The 25,383-nt window shown below is 67.9% G+C and carries 27 protein-coding genes; 9 read left to right on the top strand and 18 right to left on the bottom strand.

Annotated features, from left to right (window positions below; all coding sequences use genetic code 11):
* Positions 1-4 precede the first annotated feature (4 nt).
* Entirely contained in the window at positions 5-1,777 is a 1,773-nt protein-coding gene (gene mdoH / locus GH815_RS12545; protein WP_153749123.1) for a glucans biosynthesis glucosyltransferase MdoH, read from the top strand.
* A complete protein-coding gene (locus GH815_RS12540; RefSeq protein WP_153749122.1) occupies positions 1,764-2,966 on the top strand; it encodes an OpgC family protein in 1,203 nt (400 codons plus the stop codon). The genes mdoH and GH815_RS12540 overlap by 14 nt, the downstream gene beginning before the upstream one ends.
* On the opposite strand, the gene GH815_RS12535 is transcribed toward GH815_RS12540, so the two are convergent.
* From GH815_RS12535 to GH815_RS12505, 7 genes are all read right to left on the bottom strand, one after another.
* Complete coding sequence (locus tag GH815_RS12535; RefSeq protein ID WP_153749121.1) at positions 2,967-3,926, bottom strand: ABC transporter ATP-binding protein; 960 nt, start codon at positions 3,924-3,926, stop codon at positions 2,967-2,969.
* Positions 3,923-4,888, bottom strand: a complete 966-nt coding sequence (locus tag GH815_RS12530) for an ABC transporter ATP-binding protein (RefSeq protein WP_153749120.1) — start codon at positions 4,886-4,888, stop codon at positions 3,923-3,925. The genes GH815_RS12535 and GH815_RS12530 overlap by 4 nt, the downstream gene beginning before the upstream one ends.
* 3 nt (positions 4,889-4,891) lie before the next feature.
* The gene (locus GH815_RS12525; RefSeq protein ID WP_153749119.1) at positions 4,892-5,770 is read right to left on the bottom strand and encodes an ABC transporter permease subunit; all 879 of its coding nucleotides are present in this window, start codon (positions 5,768-5,770) and stop codon (positions 4,892-4,894) included.
* Complete coding sequence (locus GH815_RS12520; RefSeq protein WP_153749118.1) at positions 5,767-6,777, bottom strand: ABC transporter permease subunit; 1,011 nt, start codon at positions 6,775-6,777, stop codon at positions 5,767-5,769. The genes GH815_RS12525 and GH815_RS12520 overlap by 4 nt, the downstream gene beginning before the upstream one ends.
* Positions 6,774-7,868 (bottom strand): M24 family metallopeptidase, encoded by a 1,095-nt coding sequence (locus GH815_RS12515; protein WP_153749117.1) that lies wholly within the window; start codon positions 7,866-7,868, stop codon positions 6,774-6,776. The genes GH815_RS12520 and GH815_RS12515 overlap by 4 nt, the downstream gene beginning before the upstream one ends.
* Before the next feature lie 65 nt (positions 7,869-7,933).
* Positions 7,934-9,526 (bottom strand): ABC transporter substrate-binding protein, encoded by a 1,593-nt coding sequence (locus GH815_RS12510; RefSeq protein WP_153749116.1) that lies wholly within the window; start codon positions 9,524-9,526, stop codon positions 7,934-7,936.
* Positions 9,527-9,665: 139 nt separating this feature from the next.
* Positions 9,666-10,592 carry an aminotransferase class IV gene (locus tag GH815_RS12505; RefSeq protein ID WP_153749115.1) on the bottom strand — a complete coding sequence of 309 codons (927 nt, stop codon included), beginning with the start codon at positions 10,590-10,592 and terminating at the stop codon, positions 9,666-9,668.
* A 226-nt stretch (positions 10,593-10,818) separates the two neighbouring features.
* On the opposite strand from GH815_RS12505, the gene GH815_RS12500 reads away from it, so the two are divergent.
* From GH815_RS12500 to pqqE, 7 genes are all read left to right on the top strand, one after another.
* Positions 10,819-12,414 carry a sensor histidine kinase gene (locus GH815_RS12500; RefSeq protein WP_153749114.1) on the top strand — a complete coding sequence of 532 codons (1,596 nt, stop codon included), beginning with the start codon at positions 10,819-10,821 and terminating at the stop codon, positions 12,412-12,414.
* 9 nt (positions 12,415-12,423) lie between these two features.
* Positions 12,424-13,116 (top strand): response regulator transcription factor, encoded by a 693-nt coding sequence (locus GH815_RS12495; protein WP_153749113.1) that lies wholly within the window; start codon positions 12,424-12,426, stop codon positions 13,114-13,116.
* Positions 13,117-13,226: 110 nt separating this feature from the next.
* On the top strand, positions 13,227-13,325 hold the full coding sequence (pqqA, locus tag GH815_RS12490; RefSeq protein ID WP_132694328.1) for a pyrroloquinoline quinone precursor peptide PqqA: 99 nt from the start codon (positions 13,227-13,229) through the stop codon (positions 13,323-13,325).
* 22 nt (positions 13,326-13,347) lie between these two features.
* On the top strand, positions 13,348-14,244 hold the full coding sequence (pqqB, locus tag GH815_RS12485; protein ID WP_153749112.1) for a pyrroloquinoline quinone biosynthesis protein PqqB: 897 nt from the start codon (positions 13,348-13,350) through the stop codon (positions 14,242-14,244).
* Positions 14,241-14,990, top strand: coding sequence for a pyrroloquinoline-quinone synthase PqqC (pqqC, locus tag GH815_RS12480; RefSeq protein ID WP_153749111.1), 750 nt, complete (start codon positions 14,241-14,243; stop codon positions 14,988-14,990). The genes pqqB and pqqC overlap by 4 nt, the downstream gene beginning before the upstream one ends.
* On the top strand, positions 14,987-15,265 hold the full coding sequence (gene pqqD, locus GH815_RS12475; protein ID WP_153749110.1) for a pyrroloquinoline quinone biosynthesis peptide chaperone PqqD: 279 nt from the start codon (positions 14,987-14,989) through the stop codon (positions 15,263-15,265). Before pqqC ends, pqqD begins: the two co-directional genes overlap by 4 nt.
* On the top strand, positions 15,262-16,344 hold the full coding sequence (gene pqqE, locus GH815_RS12470) for a pyrroloquinoline quinone biosynthesis protein PqqE (protein WP_153749109.1): 1,083 nt from the start codon (positions 15,262-15,264) through the stop codon (positions 16,342-16,344). The genes pqqD and pqqE overlap by 4 nt, the downstream gene beginning before the upstream one ends.
* Before the next feature lie 6 nt (positions 16,345-16,350).
* On the opposite strand, the gene rpoN is transcribed toward pqqE, so the two are convergent.
* The 11 genes from rpoN to nifE all read right to left on the bottom strand — a co-directional run bounded on the left by rpoN (position 16,351) and on the right by nifE (position 25,094).
* A complete protein-coding gene (rpoN, locus tag GH815_RS12465) occupies positions 16,351-17,658 on the bottom strand; it encodes an RNA polymerase factor sigma-54 (protein ID WP_153749108.1) in 1,308 nt (435 codons plus the stop codon).
* A gap of 182 nt (positions 17,659-17,840) precedes the next feature.
* Positions 17,841-18,173 (bottom strand): nitrogenase-stabilizing/protective protein NifW, encoded by a 333-nt coding sequence (gene nifW, locus GH815_RS12460; RefSeq protein WP_211365079.1) that lies wholly within the window; start codon positions 18,171-18,173, stop codon positions 17,841-17,843.
* Complete coding sequence (gene nifV, locus GH815_RS12455) at positions 18,170-19,372, bottom strand: homocitrate synthase (protein WP_153749107.1); 1,203 nt, start codon at positions 19,370-19,372, stop codon at positions 18,170-18,172. The genes nifW and nifV overlap by 4 nt, the downstream gene beginning before the upstream one ends.
* On the bottom strand, positions 19,369-20,076 hold the full coding sequence (locus GH815_RS12450; protein WP_153749106.1) for an iron-sulfur cluster assembly scaffold protein: 708 nt from the start codon (positions 20,074-20,076) through the stop codon (positions 19,369-19,371). Before GH815_RS12450 ends, nifV begins: the two co-directional genes overlap by 4 nt.
* Positions 20,077-20,087: 11 nt before the next feature.
* Positions 20,088-20,408 carry a HesB/IscA family protein gene (locus GH815_RS12445; protein WP_153749105.1) on the bottom strand — a complete coding sequence of 107 codons (321 nt, stop codon included), beginning with the start codon at positions 20,406-20,408 and terminating at the stop codon, positions 20,088-20,090.
* A gap of 325 nt (positions 20,409-20,733) precedes the next feature.
* Positions 20,734-21,036 carry a ferredoxin III, nif-specific gene (fdxB, locus tag GH815_RS12440; RefSeq protein WP_153749104.1) on the bottom strand — a complete coding sequence of 101 codons (303 nt, stop codon included), beginning with the start codon at positions 21,034-21,036 and terminating at the stop codon, positions 20,734-20,736.
* 3 nt (positions 21,037-21,039) lie between these two features.
* Positions 21,040-21,249, bottom strand: a complete 210-nt coding sequence (locus tag GH815_RS12435) for a CCE_0567 family metalloprotein (protein WP_153749103.1) — start codon at positions 21,247-21,249, stop codon at positions 21,040-21,042.
* Between the two features lie 46 nt (positions 21,250-21,295).
* Entirely contained in the window at positions 21,296-21,769 is a 474-nt protein-coding gene (locus tag GH815_RS12430; RefSeq protein ID WP_153749102.1) for a NifX-associated nitrogen fixation protein, read from the bottom strand.
* Positions 21,766-22,206, bottom strand: coding sequence for a nitrogen fixation protein NifX (nifX, locus tag GH815_RS12425; RefSeq protein ID WP_246176416.1), 441 nt, complete (start codon positions 22,204-22,206; stop codon positions 21,766-21,768). The genes GH815_RS12430 and nifX overlap by 4 nt, the downstream gene beginning before the upstream one ends.
* Before the next feature lie 13 nt (positions 22,207-22,219).
* Positions 22,220-23,614: a nitrogenase iron-molybdenum cofactor biosynthesis protein NifN gene (gene nifN, locus GH815_RS12420; protein ID WP_153749100.1), complete on the bottom strand. Its 1,395-nt coding sequence runs from the start codon at positions 23,612-23,614 to the stop codon at positions 22,220-22,222.
* 1 nt (position 23,615) lies between these two features.
* The gene (gene nifE / locus GH815_RS12415) at positions 23,616-25,094 is read right to left on the bottom strand and encodes a nitrogenase iron-molybdenum cofactor biosynthesis protein NifE (RefSeq protein WP_153749099.1); all 1,479 of its coding nucleotides are present in this window, start codon (positions 25,092-25,094) and stop codon (positions 23,616-23,618) included.
* Positions 25,095-25,383 lie beyond the last annotated feature (289 nt).

Genomic DNA, 25,383 nt, shown 5'->3' with positions numbered 1-25,383 from the left:
CGCCATGTCCCGTGCCCCCGCCCCCGATCTTCGCACGCTGACGCTGCGCTCCGTCGCGATCGGCTTTGCCGTGCTGGCCGCAGGGGCGGCGGCTGCGCTGCTGGCGGCAACCTCGACGCAGGACGGGGTGCATCTGTGGGACGTGGTGCGCACGGCCCTGATCTTCGTGACCACCGCCTGGCTGGCCTGGGGCGCGGCGGGGGCGTTCATCGGCCTGGCCGCACGCCGCCGCCGCGTCACGCCGCCGCCGCTGACCCTGCCGCAGCCGCCGACCGTGGTGCTGGTGCCGATCTGCAACGAGGATCCGGTGACGACCTTTGCCCGGATCGCCGCGATGGATGGCTCGATCCGCGCGGCGGGGCTGTCGGTCGATATCGCGGTTCTGTCCGACACGCGCGACGATCTTGCCGCCGCGCGCGAGCGCGATGCCTTTGCCCGGCTGCTGGACGAAACGGGTGGCGCGGGGCGCATGTTCTACCGCCGCCGCAGCGACAATCGCGGCCGCAAGGCGGGCAATATCGAGGATTTCATCCGGACCTCCGGCGCGGCCTATCGCTTTGCCGTCATCCTTGACGCCGACAGCCTGATGGAGGGCGAGACGATCCGCCACATGATCGCGCGGATGCAGGCCGATCCCCAGCTCGGGCTGTTGCAGACGCTGCCGAAGATCATTGGCGCACGCTCGCTTTTCGGTCGTGCGATGCAGTTCTCGGCGGCGTTCCACGCGCCGGTCTTTGCGCGCGGGCTGGCCCGGATGCAGGGCGCCACCGGGCCGTTCTGGGGCCATAACGCAATCATCCGCGTCAAGGCCTTCGCCGAAAGTTGCAGCCTGCCCGCGCTGGAGGGCAACCCGCCCTTCGGCGGCCACATCCTCAGCCATGATTTCGTCGAGGCCGCGTTGCTGGCCCGCGCCGGCTGGAAGGTCGAACTCGACGAGACCATCGGCGGTTCGTACGAGGAAGGCCCCGAGAACATCCTGTCCTATGCCCGCCGCGACCGGCGCTGGTGCCAGGGCAACCTGCAACATGCCCGTCTGCTGACCGCGCCGGGACTGGCCCCCTGGAGCCGGTTCTTCTTTCTTCAGGGCATCTTCGCCTATCTGGTCTCGCTGCTCTGGGCGAGCTTTCTGGTCTCCTCGATCGCGGCGACCGTGACCGCACCGCCGCCCAACTACTTCCCCGAACCCTACCAGCTGTTCCCGGTCTTCCCCTCTGACAGCACACGGGAAATCGTGACGCTGGCGCTGGGGATCGTGGGGCTTCTGCTGCTGCCGAAGCTCGCGATCCTCGGCTCTGCCGCGCTTTCTGACGGGGCGCGGAGCTTTGGCGGGCGGGCGCGCGCCGCAGGCTCGGTACTGGCCGAGATCCTGCTGTCCTCGCTGATGGCGCCGGTCATGCTGATGTACCAGTCCCGCGCGGTGCTTCAGGTGCTGTCCGGGCGCGATGGCGGCTGGCCCGCGAACCAGCGCGGCGAAGGGCGTCTGGGCCTTGGCCAGAGCCTTGTCGCAGGTTTCTGGATCCTCACCGGCGGCGCGATCGCGCTGGCCGCGGTCAAGATGCTGGCACCGGCGCTGACGATCTGGCTGTTGCCTGTCTGCCTGCCGATGCTGGCGGCGCCGCTGCTGATCTGGGTCACCTCGCTGCCGGTCCGCCGCGGTGTCTTTACCGCCCCCGAAGAGACCGACCCCGCCCCGGTGATCCGGTCCTTCCACCGCTGGCAGACCCGCTGGAGCCAACCCGCGCCGCACCGTACGGAGGCGATGAATGCAGCCGCGTGATCCCGAACCCCGGTTCAAGCGCCCGCGCGATCCGCGGATCGACGCGTTCCGCGGCCTTGCGCTGGTGATGATCTTCATCAACCACGCACCCAAGAACCCGTACGAACAATTCACCAGCCGCAATTTCGGGTTCTCCGACGCGGCCGAGGCGTTCTTCATCATGTCCGGCATCGCCGCCGCACTGGCCTATTCGGCGCGGTTCGAACGCGGCGCGCTGGCGCAGAACGGGCTGTGGGCGGCGGTCCGGCCGGTCTGGGGCCGGGCCTGGACGCTTTATCTGACGCAGATCTTCCTGACCGTCTGGGCCATCGCGATCTTTGCCTGGGGCGCGTCCACCTTCGGGCTGCCGGAGATCCTGACCAGGATCAACCTGCGCCAGGTGTTCCAGAACACCGAAGCTGCGCTGATGGGCATTCCGGCGCTGACCCACCAGCTTGGCTATGTCAACATCCTGCCCGCCTATGCGGTCCTGCTGCTGGCCACGCCGCTGGCCATCTATATCGGCTTGCGAAGCACAGTCGCGCTGGCGCTGATCGCTGCGGGGCTGTGGTTCTGCGCAGGGTTCTACCGGATCAACCTGCCGAACTATCCCAATCCGGGCGGCTGGTTCTTCAACCCGATGTCCTGGCAGGCGCTGTTCTTCACCGGCCTGCTGATCGGCCTGCGCTTGCGCGAGGGCAAGCGGCTGGTGCCAAAATCGGCGATCCTGTTCGTGCTGGCGGCGGGCTATCTGCTGTTCGTGCTGTGCTGGATGAAGATCGGGCCGCTGGGCCAGTGGATGAACAACCAGCTCTGGATGCTGGGCAAGGCCGGGGCGCCGTTCCACCTGATCTCGCACAACAAGACCTATCTGGCGCTGCCGCGCCTGCTGCACATCCTGGCGGCGGTCTATGTGCTGTCCTGCATCCCGGCGGTGACGCGGGTGACGGCCAGTCTTGCGCTGGCGCCGCTGCGGCTTCTGGGGCGGCAGGGACTTTTGACCTTTGCCTCGGGCACGCTGATCGCGCTGTTTCTCCAGGTGATCTTCGTGGGCTATCCCGAGGAGGTCTGGCTGCGCTGGACCCTGCCGCCGCTGGGCGTACTGGCGATGCTGGCGATCGCGGCGCTGCGCGAGGCCGCAACCCGCCCGCGTCCGCGGCGCGAAGCCGCGCGTGCCGCACCGGTGCCTGCGGCGGTTCCGGCCGAGTAGTCAGCCCGCTTCGGGAAAGAAACAGGCAACCCGGTGCCCCGCGCCCTCCAGCGGGGGGCGTTCGGCGCGGCAGCGCGGCGCGGCCTTCCAGCAGCGCGCGGCAAAGGCGCACCCGGCGGGGATATTCAGCGGCGAGGGCAACTCGCCCGTCAGCTTGATCCGTTCCTTGCGGCGGGCGGGGTCGGCCAGCGGCGTCGCGGACAGAAGCGCGCGGGTATAGGGGTGGCGCGGGTGATCGAAGACCTGCGCCTTGGCGCCCGTCTCGACCGCGCGGCCCAGATACATGACCATCACCTCGTCGCAGACATGGCGCACCACCGACAGATCGTGCGAGATGAACAGATAGGTCAGCCCCAGCCGCTCCTGCAATTCCATCAGCAGGTTCAGGATCTGGCTCTGCACCGACAGATCCAGCGCGGATACCGGCTCGTCCAGCACCAGCACCCGGGGTTCCAGCATCAGCGCTCGGGCGATGGCGATGCGCTGGCGCTGCCCGCCCGAGAACATGTGCGGATAGCGGTCGTGGAATTCGGGGCGCAGGCCCACCAGCGCCATCACTTCGCGCACCTTCGCCTCGCGCTCGGCACGCGACAGGGCCTTGCGGTTGATCCTGAGCGGTTCGTCAAGGATCGCGCTGATCCGCTGGCGCGGGTTGAGCGAACCATAGGGATCCTGAAACACGATCTGCACCGCATCGCGCAGCCCGGCCCAGCGCGCGGGCGTCACCTCGGCGCCGTCGATGGCAAAGCGGCCCGCGCTGGGCGGCTCGATCATGGTGACGACGCGCGCGAGCGTGGACTTGCCACAGCCCGACTCGCCCACCACGGCCAGCGTCCTGCCGCGGGCGATCTCGAAACTGACATCCGACAGCGCGCGGATCTCGCGCGGCTTGCCGAACAGCCCCCCGCCGATTTCATAGACGCGCGACAGCCCTTCGGCCATCAGGACGGGAGCGGTCATGCCGGGCCTCCCAGCGGGTAATGGCAGCGCGCCAGCCCCCGGGCGGGCGGCTGCACGGGGGGCGGCGTGTTCTGGCAGGTCGCGTCGGCAAAGGTGCAGCGCGGCGCGAACAGGCAGCCGGGCGGGCGGTCGAACTGCCCCGGCACCACGCCCGGGATCGTCGGCAACAGCCGGGTCGTCGCCCGTTCGGGCAGCGCGGCCAGCAACGCCGAGGTATAGGGATGATGGGGCGCGGCAAAAAGCGGGCCGACGGGCTGTTCCTCGACCTTCTGGCCGGCATATTGCACGCTGACGCGCCGCGCGGTTTCGGCCACAACCCCCATGTCATGCGTGATCAGGATCAGCGCCATGCCGGTCTCGGCCTGCAAGGCGGTGAGCAGATCGAGGATCTGCGCCTGGATCGTCACGTCCAGCGCAGTTGTCGGCTCGTCCGCGATCAGCAGCCGCGGGCGGCAGGCAATGGCCATGGCGATCATCACCCGCTGGCTCATCCCCCCCGACATCTGGTGCGGATAGGCGCTCAGCCGCCGGGCGGGATCGGGGATGCCTACCATCTCCATCAATTCCAGCGCGCGGGCATGGCGGGCGCGGGCATCAAGGCCAAGATGTTTCTTCAGCCCCTCCTTGATCTGGAATCCCACGGTGAAACACGGGTTCAGCGAGGACATCGGCTCCTGAAAGATCATCGCGATATCCTTGCCGATGATCCTGCGTCGGGTGCGCGGCGACATCGCGCGCAGATCCTGCCCGTCAAAGCGCATCTCGTCGGCGGTGACGGTCGCGGTCCAGGGCAGAAGCCCCATCAGCGCCAGCATCGACACCGACTTGCCCGAGCCGCTTTCGCCAACGATGGCCAGGATATCGCCCGGATCCACCGTCACGTCGATGGCATCAACCGCGCGGAAACTGCCCGAGGCGGTGGCGAACTCGACAGAAAGATTGCGGATCGACAGCAGCGCCATGCCTCAGCTCCGCTTCAGCTTGGGGTCAAGCGCATCGCGCAGCCCGTCGCCCATCAGGTTGATCGCCAGCACAGTGACCAGGATCGCAACGCCGGGGAAGGTCACGACCCACCAGGCGCGCAGGATGAACTCGCGCGCCTCGGCCAGCATCGTGCCCCATTCGGGCGTGGGGGGTTGCGCGCCCATGCCCAGAAAGCCCAGCGCCGCAGCATCGAGGATCGCGGTGGAAAAGGACAGCGCCGCCTGCACGATGATCGGCGCAAGGCAATTGGGCAGGACGGTGACGAACATAAGCCGCGGCAGCCTTGCCCCCGCCACCCGCGCCGAGACGACGTAATCGCGGGTGCGTTCCGACAGCACCGAGGCGCGGGTAAGCCGGACGTAATGGGGTTGCAGAACCAGCGCGATGGCAATCATCGCGTTCGTCAGCGACGGCCCCAGGATCGCCACCAGCACCAGCGCCAGCAAGAGCGAGGGGAAGGCCAGGATCACGTCCATCAGCCGCATGATGAGACTATCCAGCCATTTCGGCGCAAAGCCCGCGATCAGCCCCAGAAGGATCCCGCCCGAGGCCGCGACCACCACGACCACGATGCCGACGAAGAAGGAATAGCGCGCCCCATGGATAAGCCGCGAAAGCATGTCCCGGCCCAGGGGATCGGTGCCCAGCGGAAAGGCCCAGTCGCCCCCCGCGATCCAGGCAGGCGGCAGAAGGACGCTCTGGCGGAATTGCTGGGTCGGGTCATAGGGGGCCAGCAGCGGCGCGAACAGCGCCACGAAGGCAAAGGCCGCAAAGACCCACAGCCCGATCACCGCGCCGCGGTTCTCGCGGAAATAGTACCAGAACTCACCCAGCGGCCCCTGCCGCAGCGCCACGCTCATTTGCGCGCCCGGATCTTGGGGTTGATGAACCCGTACAGTATATCGACCGTCAGATTCACCACCATCACCATCGACGCGATCAGCAACAGCCCCCCCTGCACCACCGGGTAATCGCGCCGGAAGATCGAATCGACCATCCACTTGCCGATGCCGGGCCAGGAAAAGATCGTCTCGGTCAGGATCGCGCCGGCCAGCAGCGTGCCCACCGACAGCCCGATCACAGTGACGACCGGGATCATGGCGTTGCGCAGCGCATGCAGCCCATTCACCCGCAGCGGCGACAGGCCCTTGGCGCGGGCGGTGCGGATATAGTCCTCGGACAGCACCTCAAGCATGGCTGACCGGGTCTGGCGCGCGATCACCGCCAGCGGGATCGTGCCCAGCACGATGGTCGGCAGGATCAGATGCCGCACCGCCGAGCCGAAGGCCCCCGACTGCCCCGACAGCACCGAGTCGATCAGCATGAAGCCTGTCACCGGCTCGAAGAAGTACAGCAGCCCCATCCGCCCCGAAACCGGCGTCCAGCCCAGATTTCCTGAAAAGACGATGATGAGCAGCAGCGCCCACCAGAAGATCGGCATCGAATAGCCCACAAGTGCCGTGGACATCAGCGCCCTGTCGAACAGCTTGCCGCGATTGACCGCGGCGATCACCCCTGCGGGCAGGCCGATGGCAATGGCAAAGAGGATGGCGCAGAGCGACAGTTCCAGCGTGGCCGGGAACAGCGCAAAGAACTCGTCCCAGACCGGGCGCTTGGTGACATAGGACACGCCCAGATCGCCCTGCAACACCCCCGTCAGATAGGTCCAGAACTGCACCGGCAGCGGCTTGTCGAAGCCGAACTGGGTGACAAGTTCGGCATATCGTTCCTCGGTCAGCCCGCGCTCGCCCGCCATAACGATGATCGGATCGCCCGGCAGCACGCGGATGAAGGCGAACGAGATCAGCGTCACGCCCAGAAAGGTCGGCACGAAGGTCAGAAGCCGGGCAAGCAGATATCGGATCATGGCCCGACCACGATCAGTTCGCGGGGGAAGGCTGTCAATGACCGGCAGCCGGTATCCGTCACAAGAATGTCGTCCTCGATCCGCACGCCGAAGCCGCCGATCCGGTAAAGCCCCGGCTCGTTGGTAAAGACCATGCCGGGTTCCAGAACCTGATGGTTGCCGCGCATGATATAGGGCGCCTCATGCACCTCGCGCCCCAGCCCATGGCCGGTCTTGGTGCGGATGCGGTCGGCAAAGGGCGAGGCTTCGAGCACCGAGATCACCGCGTCGTCCACCTCATGCGCGCTCGCGCCGGGGCGGGTGGCCGCATGGCCCGCCTGATTGGCGCGCAGCACCGTGTCATAGACCTGTTCCGCCTCGTCGGTTGCATGCCCGACAAAGACAGTACGCGTGATGTCGGCACAGAACCCGCCCCAGCGCGCGCCGAAATCCAGAAGCAGGGCATCCCCCGGCCGGATCGCGTAATCGGGCCGGGCGCTGGCATGGGGTCTTGCGGAATTGTCGGCCGCGGCCACGATCGGGGCAAAGGCCATGTCCTCGGCCCCTTGGGCGAACAGCGCCTGCACCAGCAGGCTTTCCACCTGTTTCTCGGTCTGCCCCGCGCGCAGATTGTCCAGCAGATCGGCCAGCGCGCGTTCGGAAATCGCGATGGCACGCTCCAGCGCGGCGATCTCGGCGGCGGTCTTGCGGATGCGCAGCCCCGAGATCTCGCGCTCGGCATCCACGATGCGCAGCCCCGGCCATGCGGCCGCCAGCGCAAGCTGGACGAAGACGCGCATCACCTGCCCCTCGACCGCAAGGCTGGCAACCGGCAGATGGCGCGCCAGCGCCGCGAAGGCGGGCTGATAGCCGTCCTGATCGCGCCAGTCAAAGACCGCGCCGGAAAAATCCAGCAGATCGAAGGACGCCAGTTCAAGGTTCGGCACCACCGCGGCGGGCGGCCCGTCGGCGGGGATCACGATCACCAGCGGCCGTTCGTTGGTGTGGAAATCATGCCCCGTCATCCGGGCGAAATTCGGCCCCGGCACGATGGCGACCGCATCCACCCCCAGCCGGGCCGCAAGCCCCGCATAGTCCGACAATCCCGCCATGTCCGCGCGCCCCCGTGCAGGGGGCGGGGCCCGCTGACAGGCCCCGCCCCGGTTCTTTCAGTGCCTTACTGCGAAAGCCCAACCTCGGTGAAGATATGCCCGCCCAGCGGATGCACCTTGTAGCCCTCGACCTCGGGGCGCACCGGCATGAACACGACCGAATGCGCGATGGTCGCCCAGGGCGCCTGGTCCTTGAAGACCACCTGCGCCTCTTCGTAAAGCGCGGTGCGCTCGGCCACATCGGTCGTGACCTTGGCCATCTGGATCAGATCCTCGAACGGTTCGTAGCACCATTGCGCGCGGTTCGAACTGCCCCGCCCGCCGCAGCCCAGAAGCACCGCCAGGAAGTTGTCCGGATCGCCATTGTCCCCGGTCCAGCCCAGAAGCAGCGCGCCGTCGCGGTCCAGTTCGCGCGACCGGCTGAGATACTCGCCCCATTCATAGGTCACGATCTCGACGCCCACGCCGATCTTGGCAAAATCCTCCTGGATCAGTTCGGCCATGCGGCGCGCATTCGGGTTGTAGGGCCGCTGCACCGGCATCGCCCAGACCTTCATGTTCAGGCCGCTGACGCCTTCCTCCTCCAGCATCGCCTTCGCGGCCTCGGGATCATAGGGATCGTCCTCGACGGCGTCGTTATAGGACCACATGGTTGGCGGGATCGGGTTCTTGGCGATCTCGCCCGAGCCCTGGAACACCACGTCGATGATCACCTGCTTGTCGATCGCCATGTTCAGCGCCTTGCGCACCCGGGCATTGTCGAACGGCGCCATGGTGGTGTTGTAGGCCAGATAGCCCACGTTCAGCCCTTCCTGTTCCAGCACGTTGATGCCCGGATCGTCCTTCATCGCCTGGATGTCGGCGGGGTTCGGGAAGGGCATGACATGGCATTCGCCCGCCTTCAGCTTCTGGTAGCGCACCGATGCATCGGGGGTGATGGCAAAGACCAGGTTCTCGACCTTGGGCTTGCCCGCGTCCCAGTAATCGGCATTGCGCTGATAGCGGATCACCGCATCCTTCTGATAGGCGACAAAGCGGAACGGGCCGGTGCCCACGGGCTTCTGGTTCAGCATCTCGGGCGTGCCCGCGGCCAGCATCGCATCGGCATATTCGGCCGACAGGATCGAGGCGAAATCCATCGCAAGGTTGGCGATGAAGGGCGCTTCGGGCCGGTTGAGGACGAATTTCACCGTGTAGTCGTCGACCTTCTCGATCGAGGCGATCAGATCGGCCATCGACATGCCGTCGAAATATTCCCACGTCCCGCCCGAGGCATTGTGCATGGGATGATCGGCCAGCCGCTGGCGTTCAAAGCTGAAGATCACGTCATCCGCATTGAAATCGCGGGTCGGCGTGAAGCCGTCGACGGAATGGAACCGGACCCCCTGGCGCAGGTGGAACGTGTATTCCAGCCCGTCCTCGGACGCCTCGTAGCTTTCGGCAAGGCCGGGCACGACATTGGTGGTGCCCGTCTCGAATTCCACAAGCCGGTTATAGACCGGGTGCGAAGAGGCATCGAAGGTCGTGCCCGAGGTGTAAAGCGCCGGGTCGAAACCTTCGGGCGAGCCCTCGGAGCAATAGACCAGCGTCTGGGCGGACGCCCCGGCGCCGATCAGCGCCAGAATGCCGGCCGTGGCCATCAGGGTTCTGAATGTCATCTTGATCTCCCTTCGGATCGTGACGGGTTTGCCTGTTCGTGGCCGCTCTCGGCCCCGGTCGCGCCTTGTGACTGGCCCCGGGCGGCCGCCCGGGTCATGGGTTCCGGCGCGGGGAACCCGGAATGGGGACGGGTCGGCCTCATCGGGTATTTTCCCGCACGAGGTCGCGATAGGCCTGCGCGATCCGCTCGGTCACGGGACCGCGCCCGCCCTGCGTGCCGATGGGCTTGCCGTCGATATGCGATACCGGCGTCTGCGCGCCGAAGGTGCCGGTCAGGAACGCTTCGTCGGCGGCATAGGCATCGACCAGCGAAAAGTTCTTCTGGAACACCGCGATCACCTCGCGCCGACAGATCTCGATCACCTTGGCGCGGGTGACGCCGTTCATGCAATAGTCACCCGTCGAGGTCCAGACCTCGCCCCGACGCACGATGAAGAAGTTGCAGGCGTTCGTGGTGTTCACGAAGCCATGCGGGTCAAGCATCAACGCCTCGTCCGCGCCCGCCTGTTCCGCCTGAAGGCAGGCGATCACGCAATTCAGCTTGGAATGGCTGTTGAGTTTCGGATCCTGGCTCATCGGCAGGCCGCGCACTTGTGGCACTGTGGCCAGCCGCACGCCGCGCGCGCCCAGCGCGTCGGCGGGTTTCGAATGCTCCATGATGATCACGATGCTGGGCCCCGAGCGCGACAGCGACGGATGCTGGAACGGCCGCACCTTGACCCCCCGCGTCACCATCAACCGGCAATGCACGTCATCGGTCATGCCGTTCGCCGCCGCCGTTATGTCCAGCGCCGCGCGCAGCCCGCCGCGCGTCATCCCGATATCCAGACTGACCGCGCGGCAACTGTCGTAGAGCCGGTCCATATGCTCGTCGAAGAACGCCCATCTGCCGTTGTAAAGCCGCATCCCCTCCCACATGCCGTCGCCCAGCAGAAAGCCCGAGTCATAGACCGAGACGACAGCCCGATCGCGCGGCACAAGCGCGCCGTTGACGTAGATCAGGATGTCCCGGTTGCGCGGGTCGTCTTCGGCATCATGGGTCGTGGGGCGCGCCTTTGGCGTCATCTGAGTCCTCTCCCGCGCCGCCAGTGAACCCGATCCCCGCGCCGAAGGAAACCCGTTCCCGCACGTCAGTCGGCCCGCCCGCCCCGCATCGCTGTCAATGGCATCTTTGGTCTTGCTGCCCGGCCCCGATCTGCCGCTTAAGATGGTCCCGGGGACGGGAGGACTGAATTTGGACCAGCGACCGGACATCGCCGGACCGCCTGCGGCGGGGCGCAGGGGCGGTGTGATGCACCGTCTTCTTGCGCCCTTTGCCTCGTTCAAGGGGCGGCTTGCGATCGGGGCGGGAATGATCGGGCTGGTCGCGATCCTGTCGGGCGCGCTGACCCTATACGGTATGGGCCAGGTTTCGCAGCGGATCGCCGAGTCGCTGAACGCCGAGCGCCGGATCGCGCGCTATTCGGTGCTGTCCACCCAGATTTCGGCCTTTGTCTCGATCTCGGCCGAGGCGGTGCAGGCCGGGCTGTCGCCGGACGAACGCGCGGCGCGGATGGAAACAGCGACGCGCGGGCTGGAACGGACCTTTGCGCTGATGCGCCAGGATCTCGGCGCGGCGGTCGCCGAGGCGCGGCTGCGCGGGCTCAACGAACAGTCGCGCCGGGCCACGCAAAGCATCGCCATCGCGCGGATGGAGGCGCTGTTCAACTCCACCCGCGACGGCCTTTTGTCCGCAAATACCGGCGAGGCCCAGGCGCGCGCCTATCTGGCGGGGCTGTCGCAGACGGTGGAATCGCTGCTCGGTTCCGCGGTGACCGACGAGATGCGCATGCGCGACCAGATCATCGCGGGCATCGGAGAGTTGCGGCGGCGGCTGACGCTGATGGCGCTGGGGATATCGGCGCTGGCGGTGGGCATGTTCGGGACATTCTATCTGGGCCTCGTGCGGCCGCAGATGGGTCGGCTCGACCTTGCCCGGCAGGCCGCGCAGCGGATCGGGCGCGGCGAGTTCGACGTGGCGCTGCCCGAGAACCGCGCCGACGAGATCGGGCGGCTGTTCGCCGAAACGAACCGCGCCGCCCGCGCGCTGGCGCAGCGCCGCGACGAGGTCGAGGCCGAATGGGCGCGGCTGAACGACACGATCGCCGCGCGCACCGAGGAATTGCGCGCGGCGAACGAGGCACTGGCCCGCACCGACGAGGAACGGCGCCGCTTCTTTGCCGATATCGGCCACGAATTGCGCACGCCGCTGACGGTGATCCTGCTGGAATCCGAACTGGGCCTGCGCGGCGCGGGCGAGGCGCGGGAAGGGTTCGAAACCATCCATGCCCGCGCCCAGCGTCTGCACCGGCGGATCGACGACATGCTGCGCGTCGCCCGGTCCGAGACGGGCCGGATCGAACTGGCCTGCGAGCCCTGCGATCCGGGCCGGGCCGCGGCCGAGGCCATCGCCGACATCCGCACCGAGATCGACGCCGCAGGCATGAAGGTCGAGGTCACGGCCGAACCGGGCCTGCTTGTGCTGGCCGATCCCGACTGGCTGCGCCAGCTGATCGCCGGGCTTGCCCAGAACGCGGTGCGCCATGCCGCGGCGGGCGGGCGCCTGTCGGTCGCCGTCATGGCCGAGGATGGCGCGGGCGTCCTGCGCGTCACCGATAACGGCCCCGGCGTGCCCGCGGACGAGATCGGCCGCGTCTTTGCCCGGTTTCACCGCGGCGCCGAGGGGCCGCGCCCCGCGGGTTTCGGCATCGGGCTTGCGCTGGCGAAATGGCTGGTGGACCAGATAGGCGGCGAGATTGCGCTGGTCAGCCCCGTGCCCGCGCCGCTGCGCCTGGGGACGGCGCCCGGCACGATGGCCGAACTGCGCCTGCCCCTGATCGAGGAGTGACGCGACACCATGGCCGGAACCGGCAATATCATCCTGATCGTGGACGACGACCCCCAGATCACCTCGGCGCTGGCGCGGGGGCTGGCGCTGCATGGCTATCGCGCGATCTGCGCCCATCGCCTGGACGAAGCCCGCGCACAGTTCCGCACGGCACAGCCCAGCGCGGCCATTGTAGATGTGATGATCGGCCCCGATAGCGGGATCGACCTGGTGCGCGAGTTGCGCGCCGAGGGCATCCGCACGCCGATCCTGATGCTGAGCGCGCTGTCCGAGGTCGAGGACCGCGCCGCCGGGCTGGATGCGGGGGCGGACGACTACATCGCCAAGCCCTTTGCCTTTGACGAGCTGGTGACCCGGCTCAAGGTACAGGAACGCCGCGCCCGCCGCCCCGACCCGGCCCCTGCCCTGCGGCTGGACCCCGCAACCCGCACCGTCCACGGCCAGGCGGCCAGCGTCACGCTGACCGAGCGCGAATTCGCCCTGTTCGAACTGCTCTGGACCCATCGCGGCGAGGTGCTGTCGCGCGCGGACCTGTTCGACCGGCTCTGGGCGCGCGAGGGCACCAGTTCCGAGAATGTGGTGGACGTCTATATCGGCTACCTGCGCCGCAAGCTGGCCCCCACCCGCGCCTTCGGATTCGAACTGCGCACGCTGCGCAATCGTGGCTTCGTGCTGGAGGCAACCGCGAGCCCCGATGACTAACCCCCTCGGAACACATAGTTTTTAAAATTTCTTAGAACAATTCTTTTGACGCAGGGGCCACCATTGCCGATCATTCCTGCATCCTTCGGGAACTTTTAGGGAGAACGAAAATGGCCTGGACCAAACCGACCCTCCGCGAGATCGAGTGCGGCATGGAAATCAACATGTACGGCCCGGACAGCGGCGACGATCAGGGCGGCCTGTTCTGATCGGCTGCGCGCGGAGGCCGCAATGGGATTCCGCGCGCATATCCTGGGGGCGGCTGCCGGTGGCGGCCTGCCCCAATGGAATTGCGGCTGCGAAAATTGCCGCCTGGCGCGCGCGGGCGCGATCCCGGCGCAGTCGCAATCCTCGCTGGCGGTGACGGGCAACGGAAATGACTGGGCGGTCTTGAACGCCTCGCCCGATATCCGCCACCAGCTTACGGAATGCGCAGCATTGCACCCCACCGGCCTGCGCGAGGTGCCGCTGACATCGGTTCTGGTGACCAATGGCGATATCGACCATGTTGCGGGCCTGTTGACGCTGCGCGAGATGCAGTCCTTCACCCTGTTCGCGACGGCGGGCATCCATGACGTGCTGGCGCAGAACCCGATATTTGCCGCGCTGAACGACAAGGTGGTGACGCGCCGGACGGTTGGGCTGGGCGCGCCTTTCCGGCTGGCGCCCGGCCTCTGGGCAGAGCTGTTTCCCGTTCCCGGCAAGGTGCCGCTTTACCTTGAGGGCGAGACGGTCGAGACCGATCTGGTCGGCGAACAGACCGTGGGCGTGCATCTGACCGGCGGCGGCGGTTCGGCCTTCTACATTCCCGGCTGCGCGATGCTGAACGACGACCTGCGCGCGCGGCTGCACGCGGCACCGCTGGTCTTTTTCGACGGCACGCTCTGGCACGACGACGAGATGGTGCGCGCCGGGCTGGGCGACAAGACCGGCAAGCGCATGGGCCATATCTCGATGAGCGGACCAGACGGGTCCATCGCGGGTTTTGCCGGGCTGAAGGTCGGCAAGAAGGTCTTCGTGCACATGAACAACACCAACCCGGTGCTGAATCCCTCAAGCCCCGAACGGGCCGAGGCCGAGGCAGCGGGCTGGATCATCGGACAGGACGGAATGGAGATCGCCTCATGACCCAGACACGGCAAGAGTTCGAAGCCCGGCTGCGCCGGATCGGCGTCGAGCGGTATCACGACCTGCACCCGTTCCACCGGCTGCTGCATGGCGGCGGCTGCACGCGGGATCAGGTGCAGGCCTGGGTCATCAACCGCTATTACTACCAGTCCCGCATTCCGATGAAGGACGCCGCCTTCATGTCGCGCGTCGAGGATCCGAAACTGCGCCGCGCCTGGCGCTCGCGGATCGAGGATCACGACGGCACCGCCGAGAACGAGGGCGGCATCGTCCGCTGGCTGAGACTGGCCGAGGCGGTGGGGCTTGACCCCGACTATGTCGCATCGGAGGTCGGCATCCTTCCGGCCACGAAATTCGCCGTCGATGCCTATGTCCGTTTCGTGCGCGAAAAGACCCTGCTGGAAGCTGTCGCCTCGTCCCTGACCGAGCTTTTCGCGCCGAAGATCCATGCCGAGCGGATCGAGGGGCTGTTGAAGAACTACGATTTTGCCAACGATGCCAGCATGTCCTATTTCCGCAAACGGCTGACCGAGGCGCCCAAGGATGTGGCCTTTGGCCTGGCCTGGGTGCTGGACCATGCCGACACCCAGGAAAAGCAGGACGCCGCCGCCAACGCGCTGATCTTCAAGACCGATGTGCTGTGGGCGCAGCTTGACGCGCTGCATTCGGCCTATGTCGAACCGGCCCGCATCCCGCCCGGCGCCTGGCTGCCGGGCGAGGGGCAGGCGCTGGCACGGGCATCATGATCGGCGCGGACGATATCCCCGTGATCCCCCGCGGCGTGCGCATGCAGTTCGACCGCGTTCGCGACCGCTGGGTGCTGCTGGCGCCCGAACGCACCGTGGCGCTGGACGAGATCGGCCGCGCGATCCTGTCGGAAATCGACGGCGCCCGCAGCTTTGGCCAGATCACGGCCGGACTGGCCGCGAGATACGCCGCGCCCGAGGACCAGATCGCCGCCGACAGCCGCGGCTTCCTGGGTGCCCTGGTCGAGCGCCGGTTCATCGAGGTCCGGAAATGAACGTCAACCCGCCCATCGCGATGCTGGCGGAACTGACCCATCGCTGCCCGCTGTCCTGCCCCTATTGCTCGAACCCGGTCGAGTTGACCCGGCGCGAGGCGGAACTCGACACCGCGCAATGGGCCGATCTGTTCCGGCAGGCCGCCGATCTGGGCGTGCTGCAACTGCACCTGTCGGGGGGCGAGCCGGTCACGCGGCGCGATCTGGTCGATCTGGTGATCGCCGCGCGCGAGGCGGGGCTTTACACCAATCTCATCACCTCGGGGATCGGGCTGACCGAGAAACGACTGAGGGAACTGGACGCGGCGGGGCTTGACCATATCCAGTTGTCGCTTCAGGGCACCGATGCCGACATGGCCGACCGGATCGGCGGCTATCGCGGCGGTTTCGCGCGCAAGATGGACGTGGCACGCTGGATCGGCGAGATCGGCTTTCCGCTGACGCTGAACGCGGTGCTGCATCGCCAGAACCTGCACCAGCTGCCGCGCGCGATCGAAATGGCCGTCGGGATGGGTGCCCGCCGGATCGAGGTCGCGACCGTGCAGTTCCACGGCTGGGCGCTGATGAACCGCGATGCGCTGATGCCCACGCGCGAGCAGGCGCGCGAGGCCGATGCCATCGTGGCCGAGGCCCGCGCCCGGCTCAAGGGGGTGCTGGTGATCGACTATGTGCGTGCCGATTACCACAACGATTATCCCAAGCGCTGCATGGGCGGCTGGGGCTCGACCGGCATCAACGTGGCCCCCGACGGGCTGGTGCTGCCCTGCCACGCGGCGCAGACCATTCCGGGGCTGGTCTTCGACCGGGTGCAGGACCGGCCGCTGCGCGAGATCTGGTATGAGGGCAGCGCCTTCAACGCCTATCGCGGCACCGCCTGGATGCCCGAGCCCTGCGCCTCGTGCGAGCGCAAGACCATCGATTTCGGCGGCTGCCGCTGTCAGGCGATGGCGCTGGTGGGCAATGCCTCGGCGACCGATCCGACCTGCATCAAGTCGCCCCATCACGCCGCATTGCAGGCCCGGGCCGATGCCTTTGCGGCCGGCACGACCGAGTTCACCGCGCGCGCGGCGGCGGGCTGAGCGAAATCAGGCCGGTTCCGGCATCCGCTTGCGGCGGTCATAGGAGGACGGGATCCCCAGCATGTCGCGATACTTGGCGACCGTGCGCCGGGCCAGACGCGCGCCCTCGGCCTCGGCCCGGCGGACTATCTCGGCATCGCTGAGCGGATTGGCGGCATCCTCGGCAGCCACGATCCGCCCCACCAGCGCGATCAGCGCATCCTGCGACGGCCCGTCCGCCCCCGACCCCGGCGTGAAGGCCCGGCTGAAGAACGCCTTGAGCGGCAGCGTGCCGCGCGGCGTCTCGATCATCCGGTGCGCCACCGCGCGGCTGATCGTCGAGGGATGCAGGCCCAGTTCCGCCGCCGCCTCCTCGGTCGAGAGCGGGCGCAGCGCCGCGGGACCGGCCTCGATGAAGGCGTCCTGGTGACGCACCAGGAAGGCGGCGGTCAGCAACAGCGTCGCCTGCCGCCGCTCGACCGCGCGCACCAGCCAGCGCGCCCGCGACTGCGCCGAGGACAGCCAGGCCCGCGCCGCCGCATCGCCCGCAGACCCCGGCCCCGCGGTCACCCGCAGCGTGGGCAGGATCGACCGGTTCAGCTCGACCTGCCATCCCTCCTCGCCACGGACCAGCCGCAGATCGGGCGGCTGCACGGGTTGCTCGGGCATCGAAAAGGCCAGCCCCGGCTTGGGATCGAGCCCCCGGATCGACACCAGCGCCGCGCGCACATCCGCAGGCGTGCCATCGCACAGATCGGCCAGTTCCTCGATCCGCCCCTCGGCCAGCATCCCCAGATTGTCCAGGATCACCGACAATTCCCAGGTCAGAAGCCCCTTGTCGGCGGCCTGCAATTTCAGGCACTCGGCCAGATTGCGCGCGAACAGCCCGGCGGGCTCAAGCTGCTGAAGCCGTCCCAGCACCGCCTCTGCCACCGCCACCGGAACGCCCACATCGCGCGCCACCGTCTCGACCGAGGCGCCCAGCCAGCCCGTCGGCTCCAGCGTCTCGACAAAGGCCAGCGCCACGCGCTGCGCCGCAGGCTGCGGAAAGGCCAGCGCGATCTGGCGGCCGACATGGGCATAAAGGCTGGGCTTCTCGCCCTCCAGCGCCGCGACCGGATCCCAGTCAGGATCGGGCCGCGCAGCGGCCGTGCCGGATGGCAGGGGCGGCAATCCTTCCGGCAGGCTGACCTCGAGACAGGGATTCTCCAGCGCCTGCTCGGCCAGATGCGCGACAAGGTCGAGATGGCTCATTTGCAGGATACGCAACGCGGCCTGCATCCTGGCTGTCATGGCCAGACCCTGGGTCTGGCGCTGGACGACATTCATCTCCATCGCATCAGCCTAGCACGAACCACCCCCTCGGCACGCTTTTCCTGCGTGACGGCCCGAACCCGCCTCCCTGCCCCGTCCCCGGCAACAGTGCCCGGAGGGCCGCCCCCGGCGGTCCCGACCCGAGGCTCCGGGCTCGATGCCCGGGGCCTCGGCCCCCGCCGGCACGCGCGGCCCGCAACCGCTCATTGCGGCGCGAACTGGACGGGGCTGATCTGGACCATGTTCGCGGGCTTGCGGGCATAGACCTTCAGGGTCTTCTCTGCGCGCGGGGTCGAGGCGACGAAATCGGCATGCGCCGTCTTCAGGGCCTTGCGCGCCTCAAGGAACACGGCATCGTCATCCAGCCCGTCCATGTCGATCCGGGCCAGATACTCGCCCATCCGCTTCATGACATGCAGCCGCGCCCGGTCCAGAACCGCGGGATCGTAGGGCAGCAACAGGAAGGTGAACAGATCCTCGGCAGAAGACAGCGCGTTCATCTCGTCAAGCACGCTGCGGGCGGGTTTGCAGGTCATGGCAGGTTCCTTTCCGTTTGTTCCGGGGCGCCGGTCACACAGGCAAGCGCCTGGGCGCGGGCGGTGAGTACGACAAGATCTGCAGGCGTCGCCGCGCGCTTCTCGGCGGTCGCCCAGTCGCGCAACAGGGGCAGCACGGCCCGCGCAGTCCCCTCGTCCGAGGGCAGCCCCGCCGCAGCCAGCGCGCCGGTCAGCGCGGACAGCCCCGAATGCTTGCCCAGAACGATCTTGCGGTTGCGGCCGAAACGGGCCGGGGCAAGATCGGGCGCCTCGTAGGTGGCGGGATCCTTCATCAGCCCGTCGACATGGATGCCGGATTCATGGCTGAAGACATGCGCCCCCACGATCGGGCGGTTCGGCGGCAGCGGCCGTTTCGCGGCGCGCGCCACCAGCTCGCACAACCCGCAAAGCCGGTCGAGCGCAACGGCACTCGGGCGACCCTGCACCGCCAGCGCGGCCACGACCTGTTCCAGCGCGGCATTGCCCGCCCGCTCGCCCAGCCCGTTGACGGTGACCGACAGATGGCTGGCCCCGCCGCGCGCCGCCGCCAGCGTATTGGCCGTGGCAAGCCCCAGATCGTCATGGGCGTGAAACTCGATGGGCAGCGGCCCCTGGGCCAGGATCGTCACCAGCGTATGCGCCGCGAAGGGATCCATCAGCCCCAGCGTGTCGGCAAGCCGCAGCCGGATCGCCCCTGCCGCCGCCGCGGTCCCGGCGATCTGCATCAGAAAGCCGGGATCGGCGCGCGAGGCATCCTCGGCCCCGACCGAAACCGCAAAGCCCGCGCCCTGCGCCAGCCGCACCAGCCGGTCAAGCTCGGCCAGCGCCCAGTCGCGCGAACGGCCAAGCTTGCCCTGCAACTGCCGGTCCGAGGCGGGCACCGTCAGGTGCAGCCGCGAAAGCCCGGTCAGCGCGGCAAGTTCCAGATCGCCCTCGCGCAGACGGCACCAGGCCACGCCCACGGCGCGGGTCAACACCGCCCCCGCCTCGCGCATGGCGACGATCTCGGGGCTGCCCATGGCGGGCACGCCAAGTTCGATCTCGTCCACGCCCGCGGCATCCAGCGCGGCGGCGATCTCGACCTTTTCGGCCGCCGAAAAGGCAACCCCCGCCGCCTGTTCGCCATCGCGAAGCGTGGTGTCGCAGATCAGCGGCGCGGGCTCTGGCCGAAAGCTGTCCGGACCGGGCGCAAGGGTCATCGGCCGATCCCCCCGCGCGCCGGGGCGGGCACCACCAGCACCGCGCGGCCCAGCACATCGGCGATGCGCTGCTGCAACCCGCCCAGCGTCAGCCCGGCGATCTGGCAGCCCGCGCAGGCCCCCTTGAGCGCCACGCGCACACGGGGACCGGCAATGTCGACCAGTTCGACATCGCCGCCATCGGCCAGAAAACGCGGGCGCATCTCGGCCAGCACAGCCTCGACCGCGGCGGTTTCGTCCTGGGGAGCGATTGCGGGGGCGCTGGGCGCGCTGGGGCGCAGCGGCTGGATCGCGACCGGGCCGGGCACGCGCACGCCCTGGGCTGCACGGAAAGCCGGGGGCTGGGCGTGATCGGCCAGCGCCGCGGCCAGCGCCGCAGCGGCGACGCGGGCGGCCGAGCGATCCTCGTCGGGCAGACCGCCCAGCAGGGTCTCGACGTAATCGGCCGTGACCGTGCGCGCCTCGGCAAGCGTCTTGCCGATCAGCGCCTCGGTCAGCGCCGAGCCCGCCGCCACCTCGGGGCCGCCGCCGGTGGTCTGGTAGCAGGCTGCCGCGATGGCGCCGCGCTCGATCCGCAGCATCAGGCGGAACGCATCGCCCGTGCGTACCGAACCCGCCTCGCCAAGCGCATTCGCCTGATCCAGCGTGCCGCGATTGCGCGGGTTCAGGAAGTGGTCGGTCAGGGTGGAGGAATAGTCCAGCATCCGCCCCTCCCTCAGCAGAAGGACTTGCCGCAGCCGCACCCGGCCGAGGCGTTGGGGTTGTCGAACACGAAGCCCGAGCCCTCGATCCCGGACACGAAGTCGATGGTCGTGCCCAGAAGATAGCCCTGGCTTTGCGGGTCGATCAGCACCGTGACCTCGCCGGCCTCGACCACGGCATCGTCGGCCTCGCGCGTCAGTTCCAGCGCCATGGCATATTGCAGCCCTGCGCAACCGCCGGACTGCACCATGAGGCGCAACCCGGCAACAGGTTGTCCGGCCCCCGCGATGGCGTTGGCGATGGCGTCCCGGGCGGCGTCGGTGATCTGGATCATGGGGGTCTCCTGTCGGTCGGATGTCCTTCGACAAGAGAGAAGCACGAACCATGCCAAGTCAGGACATGCCTGATTTCACGCATGCCCCGGCGGCCCTGTCGCACCCATCAGGGACAGTTTGGCGGGTTTGCGACAAAACCCGGGCGCGCCCGCTTGCGCGGGCGCGCTGCCTCCGGCAGGGATATTTGTGGCCAGAAGAAGCCGAAACCGGCCTGCCCTTCTTCTTGGTAAAAATACCCATGGCGCGCCGATCGGGGCGTCGCGGAACGGATGCGCCTCCGCCCGCCATCGGGCGGGCAGAGCGGTCCGTTGCGGCGGGATGGGGTCAGCGCGCCTCGACCGGGCCGTGGCTCTGGCAGCCCGAGGGGCAGACGCGCGCACAGGCGCCGCAGCCGATGCAGTCGTCGCCATCGGCGATTACCATCACCTTGCGCTCGATCTCGTCCTCGTCATCCTCGTCCTCGAGATCGACCAGTTCATCCTCGTCGGTGATGCCCTTGAGCGTCAGCACGCCGCGGGCACAGACCTTGTAGCAGCGCCCGCAGCCGATGCATTTCGCAGCGTCGATGGCGAGCAGGAATTCGGGAACATAGCTTGTGCCGCCGCGGGTCAGGCCGGTGATGGGCATGGCTCAGGCCTCCTCTGCGGCTTTTTTCGCGGCCTTCAGCGCTTGGCGCGCGGCGTTGAGGTCGCGAAAGATCTCGTGGGTTTCGGCGGCGACGGTGGGGATCTTCTCCCAGTCGACGGGCAGTTCCTCGGCAAGGTCGTGCAGGTTCATCTTGGCGTCCGTGGCGCGCATCGACAGTTTCCTGACGCGCGCTTCGAGGTCTTCGAGGCTCATTTCGATATGTCTCCTGGCTCGGGCATGGCTTGGGTCGGGCGCCGGGTCAGGCCCGGGCGGCGTCGGGAAAGCGGGCAAGGGTGGCGGCGGCATCGGCGGTCATCGCGTCGCCCGCCTCGGCGAGCGCGGCGAAGCTTTCGAAGCCGAAGCGGTGCAGGTCGCGGACATGTTTCGACAGCACCACCAGCCGCCCCGAGATCAGCACGATCCGCCCGAAACCTTCGTGATGGATTTTCGACATCTGTGCCGATTGCGCGCCGGTGCGCCGTTCCAGAAGCAGCGCGATCGCGTCGTAGAAGCGTTCGACCCGCCACAGAAGGTCGGGATCGGGGTCGCCGATGATCGGGATCTCGCGGCGTTCCTCCCTGGTCACGATGTAATCGGCCAGCAGTTCGGCATCGGGCTTGGCGTCCCAGCTGCCATGGCTGTCCTCGGCACGGATGACCGCGATCAGCTGGGTCAGGAATTCGCTTGTCGGCATCGCGCCGCCGCGCGGCAGCGTGTCGGGATCGGCACTCATTCGGTCACCTCGTCGGCGTAATCGGATGCGAAATCGGGGGCGGGCCGGCCCAGCACCTTGCGCAGGAAGGGCGGTGGGCTGCCCTTGAGCATGGTCTGGACCTGGGCGATCACATCGGCGATGGGCTCGGGATCCTTGCGCTTGATCGGGTGGATGCCCGCGCGCACCACCTTGGCCGCGGACGGCCCGCCGATGGCCAGCACGAACAGAAGCGCGCAGCCGGTCAGCGCCTCGACCTTGGGGGTGATGCGGTCGTCCTGCGGGTCGTGGCGACCGGTCTGGTCGGTCGCGCTGTCGAATTCCAGCACCTCGACCAGACGGGCCGTTTCGGACGTGACCTCGTAGAGCGCGAATTTCCGGGCCGAGCCGAAATGCGCGTCCAGATGGTCCATGTCGTTGGTGGCAATGGCGATCTTCAGCGCCTTTTCCTGGGTCATGTCTTTCTCCGGCTCAATGAGGCGCAGTCTGCGGGCGGTCATGTTCGAATTCCCTCTCGATGGGGGCGGCGCCGAAATCCTCGGGGCGCGGCGCGTGGGGATGGGCGAGAACGGCATTGGCCACCTCGAACAGGAAGGCGCGGGTGCCGCGATAGCCGACGCGGCAGACATCCTGCACGCCCAGCCGGTCATTCACCGGGAAACCCGCACGGATCAGCGGCAAACCGGTGGCGGCGGCGGCGTGGCGGCCATGGGCATGCGCGATCAGCAGCGCCGCCCCCCCTGCCCGCGCGCCGTCTTCCAGATCGCCCAGATCGCCCAGGATCGCGGTTTCGCCGGGCAGCCGGGCAAGGATCGGGTTGGCGGTCGAGGTGGTCACGGTGCAGACCGCCTCGGCCCCCATCCCCGCCAGCGCCGAAGACAGCGCATAGGCAAGGTCGGGATCGGCGGCGATGGCGTATTTCAGCCCGCCGATGAAGAAATGCGAATCCAGCATCGCGTCCTGCGCCCGCGCCCGGTCGCGCCTGATCGCGGGCGGGGCATCCATTGCCCCCGCCACCCCCATCAGCGCCGAGACGAAGGCATCGACCGCCTTGAGCCCGGTCAGCGCGGGGAAGACCTGAACCGGCATGTGGCCCCGCTCGGCCAGCAATTCGGCCGCGCCGCGCATGCTTTCGCCGATGGCGAAGGTCACGGCCGAGCGCGCCATGGCCGGGATCGCATCCAGCGGCGTGCCGCCCAGCGATGTGCCCGCCCAATCCTCGGCCAGATGCCCGTCGAGCGAGGCCGACAGGTCCGGCAGCACGATGGGGTTCAGCCCGAAGGCGCGGATCATCCGGGTGATTTCCTCGATCTCGGCGGGCGTCAGATAGGCCGCAGGCAGGATATTGACCTGCCGCATGTCGCGGTCGCAGAACATCGGGTCGATCTCGGGCACCAGCGCGTCGATGATGGCCGTGACCGCATTGGCCCAGCCATCCTCCAGCGCGCCCTCGAAATCGGGGGTCGAGGCGTGGACGACCCTGAGCCCCGCGAAATCGCTGCGCCGTTCCATGATCTCGGCCAGTTCGCCCGCGACATCCTCGCCCCGCGTCTCGGTCAGCGCGGTCGAGGCGATGCCGATGAATTTCGGATCCGCCCGCTTGACGAGGTTGGCAATCGCCTCCTCGATCTGCTCGCCCCCGCCCAGGATCGTGGTGATCTCGTTCATGGCGGTGGTCTGAAGCGGGATCGCCTCGCGGAAATGGCGGACCATGTGGACCATGGCAAAGGCAGTGCAGCCCTGCGCGCCGTGAAACAGCGGGATGCCGCGCTCGATGCCCAGATAGGCCATGGCGGCGCCAAGCGGGGCGCTGGATTTCAGCGGGTTGGTCGACAGGGCCCGACGCGGGCGGATCAGGCGGGCCATCTCAGCAATCCTCGAAATCGCGGGGGTCATTCGTCAGGCCCGAGACCGGGCATGTGCCGCGCGGCGCGGGACGGATACCGGCAAAGGGGCGCGGTTCGTCCCAGGGCGCGGGACTGCGGACATCGGCCCACATCGGGTTATTCACCGACCGGCCGATGGCGCGCACCAGATCCAGCATGCCCATGTAACCCGCATAGGGTTCGTGCTTTTCCTGGTTCACGTCGATCCAGGGCACCCGGGCCTTCAGCGCCACGAACTGGCTGCGCGCGCCCGACATCAGGATATCGGCACCCGAGGCGCGCAGCGTGGCATACATCTCGCGCGGGGACATGTTGTCGAACATGTGGGTATCGGTACCCATGATCTCGACCACGCGCGCCTTGTCGTTGTCGGTCGCCTTGCGCACGCTGGTCCCGACCACCTCGACGCCCAGTTCCTGAAGCGCCGAGACCACCGACCAGCTCTTGTGCCCGCCGGTGTAAAGCAGCACCCGCTTGCCCGCGACGCGCGCGCGATAGGGTTCCAGGTCGGCGCGGACCCTGGCCTCCTCCTCGGCGATCAGCGCCTCGCAGCGGTCTATCAGATCCGGCGCCGCACCGCGCTCGACCAGCATCCGGCACATGGTACGCAAGCTTTCGGACGTGTCGGAAATGCCGTAGAACGAGCCTTCGAAGAACGGGATGCCGTATGTCTCCTCCAGCTTGCGCGCAAGCCCGATCAGGGCATGCGAACAGACCAGCATGCTGACCCGCGCCCGGTGCATCACGGCCACCTGCTTGTACCGCGCATCCGCCGCCAGCGAGCCCAGGATGCGGATGCCGAGCCGGTCCAAGAGCGGCTTGACCTGCCACAACTCGCCCGACAGGTTGTAATCGCCGATCAGGTTGATGTCGTATTCGGTGGTCCGCTCGGGCTCGACCGTGCCGATCACATGGCGGAACATCATCTCGCCCGCCAGCTTGCAGCCCAGGTTCTTGGACCCCGCATAGCCCGGCACGTTCACCGGGATCGCAGGCGTGCCAAAGGCTTCGGTGGCGGCCTTGCACACCGCCTCGATGTCGTCGCCGATCATCGCGGTCACGCAGGTCGCATAGACGAAAACCGCAGGCGGCCTGTGCTTCTCGACGATCTCGCGGATCGCGGCGTAAAGCTTCGACTCCCCCTTGCCCATGACGATGTCGAGTTCCGACATGTCGGTGGTGAACCCGGTCTTGTAGAGCATCGACCCCGACGAGGCCGAGCCGCGATTGTCCCAGCCATTGCCCTCGCAGGCCAGCGGCGCATGCACCAGATGGGCCACATCGACGATCGGTTGCAGGGTGATCTTGGCCCCGTCAAAGGCGCATCCGCCTGCGGCCGCACCCGGAGTCAGCGGTTTCGAACAGCCCTTCTTGCGCTCGGCCGCGGATTTGGCGCGGTTCGTGGCGCAGGCGGGCTCGTCGAATGCCTGCTGGACGGTGGACTTGAGGGCGTCGGACATGGGGCGTGCTCCGCTGTGCTGCCAAGGGTCAAGCAGAAAGCGTGCCAAGTCGGGCAAGCGGCGCAATGCGCCCTTCGGGGGCTGCGTTTCCGTGGGGATGGCCGCGCAAGGCGCATATCAGGGGGCCGGTCCTGTCGGGAATGTCGGTTCTGCGACAAGCCCGCATTGCCCGGAAACCTTGCGGCCGTTCTGTCATGTTCACGGGGAATTCGTGGGGGGCAGAGTCAGGCGCGGCAGGTTTGCAATATCCCCTGCCGCGCCTTGCGAAGCGTTTGCTTCGCGGGGGTCC

Origin of the sequence: Rhodovulum strictum (genome assembly GCF_009649175.1) — a bacterium.
Classification (GTDB): domain Bacteria; phylum Pseudomonadota; class Alphaproteobacteria; order Rhodobacterales; family Rhodobacteraceae; genus Rhodovulum; species Rhodovulum strictum.
The sequence above is the reverse complement of the archived record's forward strand: the minus strand, read 5'-3'. Positions and strand labels throughout refer to the sequence as shown.